At 61.6% G+C, this 8,366-nt stretch carries 9 protein-coding genes; 7 read left to right on the top strand and 2 right to left on the bottom strand.

From position 1 onward, the window contains the following. The 6 genes from AC1D1X_RS09885 to AC1D1X_RS09860 form a co-directional block, all read left to right on the top strand. On the top strand, nucleotides 1–877 hold an 877-nt coding region (locus tag AC1D1X_RS09885; protein ID WP_477698208.1), incomplete at its 5' end, for a glycosyltransferase family 2 protein. Next, nucleotides 874–1,977 (top strand): acyltransferase family protein, encoded by a 1,104-nt coding sequence (locus AC1D1X_RS09880; protein ID WP_477667864.1) that lies wholly within the window; start codon nucleotides 874–876, stop codon nucleotides 1,975–1,977. The genes AC1D1X_RS09885 and AC1D1X_RS09880, both read left to right, overlap by 4 nt. Nucleotides 1,978–1,979: 2 nt before the next feature. After that, nucleotides 1,980–3,158, top strand: coding sequence for a glycosyltransferase family 4 protein (locus tag AC1D1X_RS09875; protein WP_477698207.1), 1,179 nt, complete (start codon nucleotides 1,980–1,982; stop codon nucleotides 3,156–3,158). Further along, nucleotides 3,155–4,846, top strand: a complete 1,692-nt coding sequence (locus AC1D1X_RS09870) for an FAD-dependent oxidoreductase (RefSeq protein WP_477667866.1) — start codon at nucleotides 3,155–3,157, stop codon at nucleotides 4,844–4,846. The genes AC1D1X_RS09875 and AC1D1X_RS09870 overlap by 4 nt, the downstream gene beginning before the upstream one ends. Further along, nucleotides 4,843–5,871: an NAD-dependent epimerase/dehydratase family protein gene (locus tag AC1D1X_RS09865; RefSeq protein ID WP_477667867.1), complete on the top strand. Its 1,029-nt coding sequence runs from the start codon at nucleotides 4,843–4,845 to the stop codon at nucleotides 5,869–5,871. Before AC1D1X_RS09870 ends, AC1D1X_RS09865 begins: the two co-directional genes overlap by 4 nt. After that, nucleotides 5,859–6,539, top strand: a complete 681-nt coding sequence (locus AC1D1X_RS09860) for a serine O-acetyltransferase (protein WP_477667868.1) — start codon at nucleotides 5,859–5,861, stop codon at nucleotides 6,537–6,539. Before AC1D1X_RS09865 ends, AC1D1X_RS09860 begins: the two co-directional genes overlap by 13 nt. Here the strand turns inward: AC1D1X_RS09860 and AC1D1X_RS09855 are convergent. Beyond that, a complete protein-coding gene (locus tag AC1D1X_RS09855; protein ID WP_477667869.1) occupies nucleotides 6,498–7,265 on the bottom strand; it encodes a WecB/TagA/CpsF family glycosyltransferase in 768 nt (255 codons plus the stop codon). The genes AC1D1X_RS09860 and AC1D1X_RS09855 overlap by 42 nt on opposite strands. A gap of 41 nt (nucleotides 7,266–7,306) precedes the next feature. Here AC1D1X_RS09855 and AC1D1X_RS09850 point away from each other — a divergent pair, with 41 nt between their 5' ends. Then, a complete protein-coding gene (locus AC1D1X_RS09850; RefSeq protein WP_477667870.1) occupies nucleotides 7,307–7,711 on the top strand; it encodes a VanZ family protein in 405 nt (134 codons plus the stop codon). Here the strand turns inward: AC1D1X_RS09850 and AC1D1X_RS09845 are convergent. Continuing rightward, a partial coding sequence (locus AC1D1X_RS09845) for a polysaccharide biosynthesis tyrosine autokinase (protein WP_477698206.1) occupies nucleotides 7,698–8,366 on the bottom strand: 669 nt, incomplete at its 5' end. The two genes, AC1D1X_RS09850 and AC1D1X_RS09845, sit on opposite strands and share 14 nt — an antisense overlap.

The raw sequence follows: 8,366 nt of genomic DNA, 5'->3' as shown, positions 1-8,366 counted from the left end.
CATCCGTATCGTCCAGCTGGCCAATCCCAATGAGCGCTGCTGCGGCGTGGGCCCGCAACTGGGCTACCAGCATTCGCATGGCGACTTCATTTATATCCTCGATGGCGACATGCAGATGCAGGAAGGCTTTCTTGAGAAAGCACTCGATTTTCTGGATGCCCATGAAGACGTCGCAGGCGTCGGCGGACGGGTGGTGGAGCAAAACACCGCGAGCCTGGAATACCTTGCGCGTGGAGAACGCGCCTCGCCGCACCTGCTGCCTGGCAAGGTCGACCGGCTCGACGGCGGAGGGCTTTACCGTCGCACAGCCATTGAGGCCGCAGGCTATCTTTCCGACCGTAACCTGCACAGCTATGAAGAATTTGACCTGGCCATCAGGCTGCGCGCTCTCGGCTGGCATCTGTGGCGCCTGCCGGTGGATGCCGCCAACCACTTTGGCCACGATGCACCACCCTATCGCTTGTTGATGCGGCGCTGGAGCACCCGCTATATCTGCGGGCTGGGCGAACTGGTCCGCGCTGCCGCCGGCCAGCCCCGACTGCATCTGGCGCTGCAGGGCCTGCGGGAACTGCGCCTGTACATGGCCGTCCTGGGCTGGTGGGCGGTCATGGCCAGCCTGGTATTCTGGCCGGTATCGGCTCCCCTGCGCATGGCATTCTTTTGCATCATCGTCACGGCGCCGGTGTTGCTGATGACCTGGCGAAAACGGTCTGTCACCAAGGCCCTCTATTCGGTGATCTCATGGTGCTTCAATGCCGCGGGCCTCATACGCGGCCTGCTTCGCCGGCAACGCCCGGCTGGCGAGGCCATCGCGAGCCGGATACTCAAGGACTTCTCAATGGCGCCTCGCCAGGCAATTCAGGGGAGCGCCCATTGATCGGCCCCGATGGAAGCCCGCAGAAGCAGCAGGCGACGCAGCAATTCACGGGCGTACAAATTCTGAGGTTTGCCGCGGCCATGCTTGTCGTGGTCATGCACATTACCCAGGCCATTTCCATCCACATCGGCGGAACCGGCCCAACCCATTATTGGGCAGACGGCTCCGCAGGCGTAGACATCTTTTTTGTCATCAGCGGGTTTGTCATGGCCATGTCAACATCGGCACTGCCTTCCGACGCTGCGTCGCGGGTCAATGCCGCCTGGGTGTTCATGCGGAGGCGCTTGCTGAGGATCGCACCGCTCTACTGGTTCTATACCTTGTTGAAGGTCGTCCTCTTGCTGGCTTTGCCGACCCTCGCATCCCGCGCATCCGTGGAACCGGGGCATCTGACCGCCTCCCTTTTGTTCATCCCTGCCGTGAGCCCGTGGGGCCTCGTATTGCCCGCGCTGCCCGTCGGCTGGACGTTGAATTTCGAAATGCTTTTTTATGCGGTTTTTGCGGCAGCCATTGCCCTGGGCGCACCACGCATCCGGTTTTGCTTGCTGGTTTTTCTACTGATTTTCACGGCTGGTCGGTATGTACCGGACTCGGTGGTGCTGGGTTTCTACGCCCAGACCATTGTTTTCGAGTTCATTCTTGGAGTCTGCATTGCCTATGCCTTTTTGCATTTTCGGCATGCATCGCCAGGAGCCGGCCTGATCGTCATGACCGCTGGCGCGATGTTCATGTTTATCCCTGACTGGGGGCACTCGGCCGACCGTTTCGCCACCTGGGGCTGCGGTGCTGCGCTGGTTGTCCTCGGGTCAATCTGGCTCGAGCCATGGACCTTGCGCGCACCACTGGCTTCCCGTCTGTCTTTCCTGGGTGACGCTTCCTACTCCATCTATCTCTCGCACACCTTCGTGGTACCGGCCGGTGTGCTGGCGCTGAAAAAACTGGGCGTGCAGGACAGCCTGGCCATCGTGCTTGCCGTGGGCACGGCCGTGGTGGTTGCAGGCTGCATCTCGTACGTGTGGCTGGAGCGTCCCATGACCACCTTCTTCAAGCGCGCACTCTTTAGAAAGCCCGGTCTTTCTTATCAAGGTACAGGAAAGTAATTATGAGAAGTGAATCGCTGCCGCATTCGGCCGCACGAGAACGCGAGGGGCGCTATATCTACCTTGCGTGTCCCTGGACGCCCAAAGGCGGCGGCATGTTCAAGGTCGCGGACTACCTGATTCAGGCCCAGGCGTTTTCAGCCCCTGCCGATGCGGCGGAACTCCGTCCGCTTGACACCCGCGGCGGCGCCAACGCGCTGTATTCACTTTGGGTGCTGGCAACTGCCATGGCCAGAATAGTGCGCGGAAAACTCAACGGCCGGCTGGCGGGTGTCCATGTGAACATGGCCGAGCGGTTGAGCCTCTTTCGCAAGAGCGTGATCATCATTGTCTGCCGCGCCCTCGGTATTCCGGTGGTGCTTCATTTGCACGCTGCGCAGCTGCATCATTTCTACCGGTCGTTGCCCCGTCCGCTGCAGATGCTGACGCGCTGGGTATTTTCGCTGCCGGCCAGTTGTGTGGTGCTGGGATCATCCGCACGGCGTTTTGTGGTCGAAGAACTCGGCGTGCCGGCCAATCGCGTGGAGATCGTTATCAACGGTGTTCCCGAACCTACCCATGCACGGCGCATAGCCTCGGAACAAATCGTGCAGCGCGTGCTCTTTTTGGGAAACCTGTCGGAGCGCAAGGGGGTATCGGATCTTTTGCAGRCGCTGGCGCTCCCGGGATTTGATGCCTCACGAACCGAAGTGATTCTGGCCGGCGGCGGCGATATCGAAGCCTACCGGATAAAGGCAAAGCAACTGGGCATCGAAGCACTGCTTGATTTTGCCGGCTGGTCCGACCAGCAGCAGGTCGCACGCCTGATGGCTCGCGCCGATGTCCTGGTATTGCCTTCTTACGACGAGGGCCTGCCACTGGTCATCCTGGAGGCCATGGCCAACGGCGTTGCGGTGGTCTGCAGCCCGGTAGGCGAAATACCTTCCGTGTTGACCGATGGGGTCAATGCGTGCTTTGTGCAGGCTGGCGACGCAGCCGGTATTGCCAGGGGCCTGCAGCAGGTGCTGAACGAGCCTGCGCTGAGGACTTCACTGGAGCGCAACGGCCGGGCACTTTACGAACAGAACTTTTCCCTTGCCCGTTTCTTTGCCAGCGTTGCGCGCATCCACCAGCGCAATTTCGGCGTAGCAGCCCAACCGCTGCGCACCACCGCCAAATCTGTCCCGGACACCCACCTATGATCACGCAGGCCAATGACATTCAGGCCGGCAGCCGCCTTCAGGCGGACGTCTGCGTAGTGGGTGGCGGCCCTGCGGGCATTGCATTGGCGCTCACCTTGTCGGAGCAAGGGCATTCCGTGCTTCTGCTGGAGTCGGGGCAGCTGCAGGCGCACGCTCCCACCCAGTCGCTCTGCGAGGGAGAAGTCGCGGATGAGCGGCTGCACAGCCCACCCGGCAAATATCGCCAGCGGCGCCTGGGGGGATCCACCGCGATCTGGGGCGGACGCTGCATGCCCTTCGATCCCATTGACTTCGAGACCCGCAGCTACATTCCGCACAGCGGGTGGCCGCTGTCTTACGAAGACCTGCGACCCTACTACCCGCGTGCCAATGCCCTCGCGGAAGCCGGGCGGTTCATTTATGACGCGGGTGAAGCCCTGGAGCCGGAAATCGGTCCGATGATTGCAGGGTTCGACAGTTCGCGCGTGCTGACCAATGGGCTGGAGCGGTTTTCCTGTCCCACGCATTTCGGCAATCGCTATGCACGGCGGCTTGAGCTGGCGCCCAATATCCAGGTACTGCTGGGAGCCAACTGCACTGCAGTACGGCTGCACGCCGACGGAAGGGCCGTCCGGGAACTCGAGGTACGCACCTTGGCAGGAACACACTTTTGGGTGACTCCGAATACCACGGTACTGGCCATGGGCGGGCTCGAAACGGCGCGTTTGTTACTGGCGTCGCGGGATGTCGTTCCGCAAGGCGTCGGCAACCAGCATGATGTGGTGGGGCGCTACTACATGTGCCACATCGCCGGGAATGTCGGCACCCTGACCGTTCATGGGCCCGTCAGCAATGTGCGGCACGGCTATGAAATTTCCCCGGAAGGCATCTATTGCAGGCGCAGGCTGTCTGTGGCCGCCCACGAGCAAAGGCGCCTGGGCCTTGCCAATGCAGTCGCCCGCCTGCACTTCCCGCGCATCACCGATCCGGTGCATCGCAACGGGGTGTTGTCGGGGCTGTTCCTGGCCCGCAAGCTGATCAGCTACGAATACGGCAAGCGGCTCAACGATGGCCACGCCCCCACGGCAGGGACTTACGCCCGCCACCTCCTCAATGTGGTGGCCGACCCTCTGGACACCACGGCTTTCCTGGCCCATTGGCTGGCCAGGCGCTCCTTCGCTGAACGCAAATTCCCGTCAGTGATTCTGCGCAACCGCACCAACCGCTTCAGCCTTGAAGTTCATGGTGAGCAAATACCCCAAGCCCACAGCCGGGTCACACTTGCCGGCACTGTCGATGCGCTGGGCATGCCTCGCCTGAAGGTGGATTGGCGCTACAGCCAGGCGGACATCGACTCCGTCCGCAAAACCCTGGACGTGATGGCTGAAGAATTCGCGCGCAGCGGAAAGGCCCACTTCGACTACAACCGCCAGACCCTTGAGGACGACCTCGTGCGCTTCGGCGCCTACGGGGGACACCACATCGGCACCGCACGCATGGGCGATGACGTGCGCACCAGCGTGGTCAATGCCGACTGCCAGGTTCACTCGGTGCACAACCTGTTTGTAGCCGGAAGCGCCGTTTTCCCTACGTCAAGCCAGGCCAATCCGACTTTGACCCTGATTGCCATGTCGCTCCGGCTGGGCGACACGCTGTCGCATCGCTTGCGTGCAGAGCGGACACCGATCCAGTTGAAGGAGGCCGCATGAAGGTACTGGTATTGGGAGGGTCAGGCCACATCGGCAGGCGCCTGCTGGAAATGCTGCACGGCACTTCGTGGGCGATCCCCACGGGAGCGTCCAGACAGAAGAATCTTTCGAACGGCACGGAAAAGTTGCGGGCCGAATGGCTGGAACTAGATACCCGAGACGCTGGGCAACTTGCGGTGGCACTAAAAAACTTCGACGCGGTTGTTAACTGCGTGGCGGGCGATGCAGCGTCGATTTCTGAAGGCATGCACGTCCTGGTCGACGCCGCGCTCAAGGCAAACTGTCCGCGCATTGTTCATTTGAGCACCATGTCGGTTTATGGCCCTGCAGAAGGCCTTATCCGTGAGGGTGCGCCACGTGATCCCAGCCTGGGTTGGTACGGCCGTGCCAAGTGCGAAGCGGAAACCAGTCTGGAGGAATTTACCCGTCGCGGCGGTGCAGCCGTGATGCTGCGGCCAGGCTGTGTTTTTGGCCCTGGCAGTGAACTCTGGGTCGGACGCATCGGCCGATGGCTTCAGTCCGGGCGTCTTGGCGACCTTGGCATCGCTGGCGATGGTTGGTCCAATCTTGTCCACGTGGACGACGTTTGCCAGGCTCTGCTGGTTGCACTGCAGCTGCCGGTGGCTCCAGGCGAGTTGCCGGCTTTCAATCTGGCTGCGCCGGACAGTCCTCGCTGGAACGACTACTTTGTTGACCTGGCTCTCGATATCAGGGCAACGCCGGTGAAACGCATCGGCCGGCGCCAGCTGAGCGTGGACTCCTGGGTAGGTGGCCCACCACTCAAGGCAGCTGAGCAGGCCTTGAAATTTCTTGGCATCACCGGCCGGCGGCTTCCCGATGCGTTGCCACCGGGATTGCTCCGTTTGTGGTCCCAGCACATTCAACTCGACTCGCAGGCAGCAACGGAACAATTGGGATTGGCGTGGACACCTTATCGCACCGGTGTGCATGACTCGGCCCGGTGGTTCCGTACCGGGGCATCAACCAGCGGCCAAACCATGGAAAAAATAGTATGCCTTCCCTGAAAGCCGATATTCACCGGAAATTTGGACGATCCGACGGGCATCTGGCATTGAAAGGCGCCCTTCTGGATCCGGCATTTCGCGTGGTGGTCACCTTGCGTCTTTGCCAGGCAGCCCAGCAACTGCCGCCTGCATGGCGCTGGTTCGCGATGGTTCCTGCACAGCTGCTGTACCGACTGACAAGCCAGCTGGCGGGGATCGAAATACCCTGGCGAACCACCATTGCGCCCGGACTTGCACTCACCCATGGCCGCGGCATCGTCGTCAACGCGAACGCACGTATCGGCAGCAACGTCACGCTGTTTCATGGCGTAACGATCGGGCAGCGGGATTACATTGACAGTGAAGGCCGGCGGAACACCGTTTACCCGGTGATTGAAGACGATGTGTGGATCGGGCCGCACGCGATTGTAGTGGGCGGCGTGACTGTGGGGAAAGGCAGCAGGATTGCCGGCGGAGCGTATGTCTTTGAGAACGTCCCCCCCTACAGCGTGGTGATGGGAAACCCCGGGCAGATTGTTAAAACCAACTGCACACCGGATGTAGACAACCGCTACGCGCCGGTAGCCGTAGACGAAGAAAGCCAGCACTCGCGGCCGCAACGTCAATCGCTCGCAGTGAATGCCGGATCAGCGTCGGTTCAGCGAGGCCAGGCGCAAGGCCCGCGTTAAAAATAGCGGATTGCCTATCACGTAGCGCTGAAACAACCGGCGCGGCTCCAGCGCCAGGCGAAACAACCACTCCAGACCGGCCCTCTGCATCCACAGCGGCGCTCGCGGTGTTTTTCCACCCAGAAAGTCAATGATGGCTCCGCCGCAAACGATCAGGCAGGGAAAGTCCAGCAAGGCACGCAGTCTGGCCGCCACTTCCTCCTGCCGGGGCATTCCCATGCCGAGCACGATCAGCGCCGGTTGGTGCTGAACTGCCAGCAGGGCGTATGCCTCAGCATCCAGGAAGCCATCGGCTGCAATAAGCTGGCTGTGGGGAGCCAGTTCCTGCTGGACACGCAGCCGGCCCTTGGCCAGATAGGGATCACGTGTACCAAACAACGCAATGCGGCGGCCGTCAAACGCCCGGATCAGTTGCGGAATGAAGTCCGTCCCATTGAGATTGAGGCCGGGCTGCATCCGCAGCAATTTAAACAGCGTTGCCATGCCGGAGCCGTCCCTGAGCACCAGGTCGGCCGAATGCATTGCCTCAAAAAAAGGAACCGACGCCACCATGGAATTCATCGCATGCGCATTGGCGAAAGCCAGTACCTGCGGCCTTGCAGGGTGGCTAAGGGACGCCAGCAGTGCCTGGCTGTCGACAGGGCTTTGCACCCGCTCAATCTTTTCCACCAGTAGCGACCAGCGCTGGCGCCAGTCAGCAGGGCTGTCAAAGGAAGAACTCAGCATGGCCTCACCCATCCATCCTCCGGCATGACAAAATCATGGTCATGTTGAACACCGTAACCCCGGGCAACCCCTTGCGCACCCTTCGCATCCTGGCGGGCATCACCGTCGTCCTGACGGCCGCAGCGCTTTACATTCTTGGCGCGCAGCCCGTTGCCGTTGGGCTGTTCCCTGCGCCTTGGGACAAACTGGCACATCTGCTCGTCTTTGGCATGGTGGGCGCGGCTGCCGGTATTGCAAGCGGAACGCGCGGCTGGCGCATGGCCCTTTGCTGCGTAGCCAGCGCCGTCATGGTAGGTGCCATGGATGAGTTGCATCAGGCTTTCCTGCCGGGCCGGACAGCCAGCTGGTCTGACCTGGCAGCGGACGCCGCAGGCGGGCTTCTGGGAGCCGCCGCGCATGAGGCAGCCTATCGGCTGGGGGCTGGCCGCTTCTTCAGGCATCGTTAAGCACGGAGCCCACCAAAGCCACGCCGAACTCCCGCAGACTGTGGGTGAAACGGGTCATTTGCGGCATGGAACTCATGTTCTGCCTCGCCACAACCAGAGCAGCCCCTGCGCGGACGGCCACCGTGTGCGCATCGGCACATTCGCTGGCAGGCGGGGTGTCGATGATGATGACGTCAAAGTCCTCGCCCAATGATTGCAGCAGTTTGGAAAATTCCTGCCGCCCAAGCAGCTCCTGCGGATTAGGCGGAATGACCCCCGCAGGCAGTACCGACAGATCCTGCAGGGCCGGTATGCTGATGACCGCTTCCGGCCCGGCGCGGCCAGCGAGCATGTCAGACAGGCCCGCAGTCGCCCCAAGGTTAAAAAGCTGGTGCTGCCGTGGCGTCCGCATATCCGCGTCGACCAGCAAAGTACGCTCCCCGAGCTGTGAAAACACGATGGCCAGGTTAGCCGCGATATAGCTGCGCCCTTCTTTCGCGCCGGCGCTGACAATCGCCAACCCCCGGCGCTCGGCCCCGGTGTCAAACCAGCGCAGCATCAACTGGCTGCGCAGCGCACGCAACTGTTCAACCGGCTGGCTGCCCGGCTGGTACGCCGCCACCAGCTCCCGGCTGAGCTTGGTTTCATTGGCAAGGTAGGGATAGTCAAACTGGAC

This window comes from Polaromonas sp. P1_G4, assembly GCF_056405475.1.
This window is presented reverse-complemented; position numbering and strand designations above follow the sequence as displayed.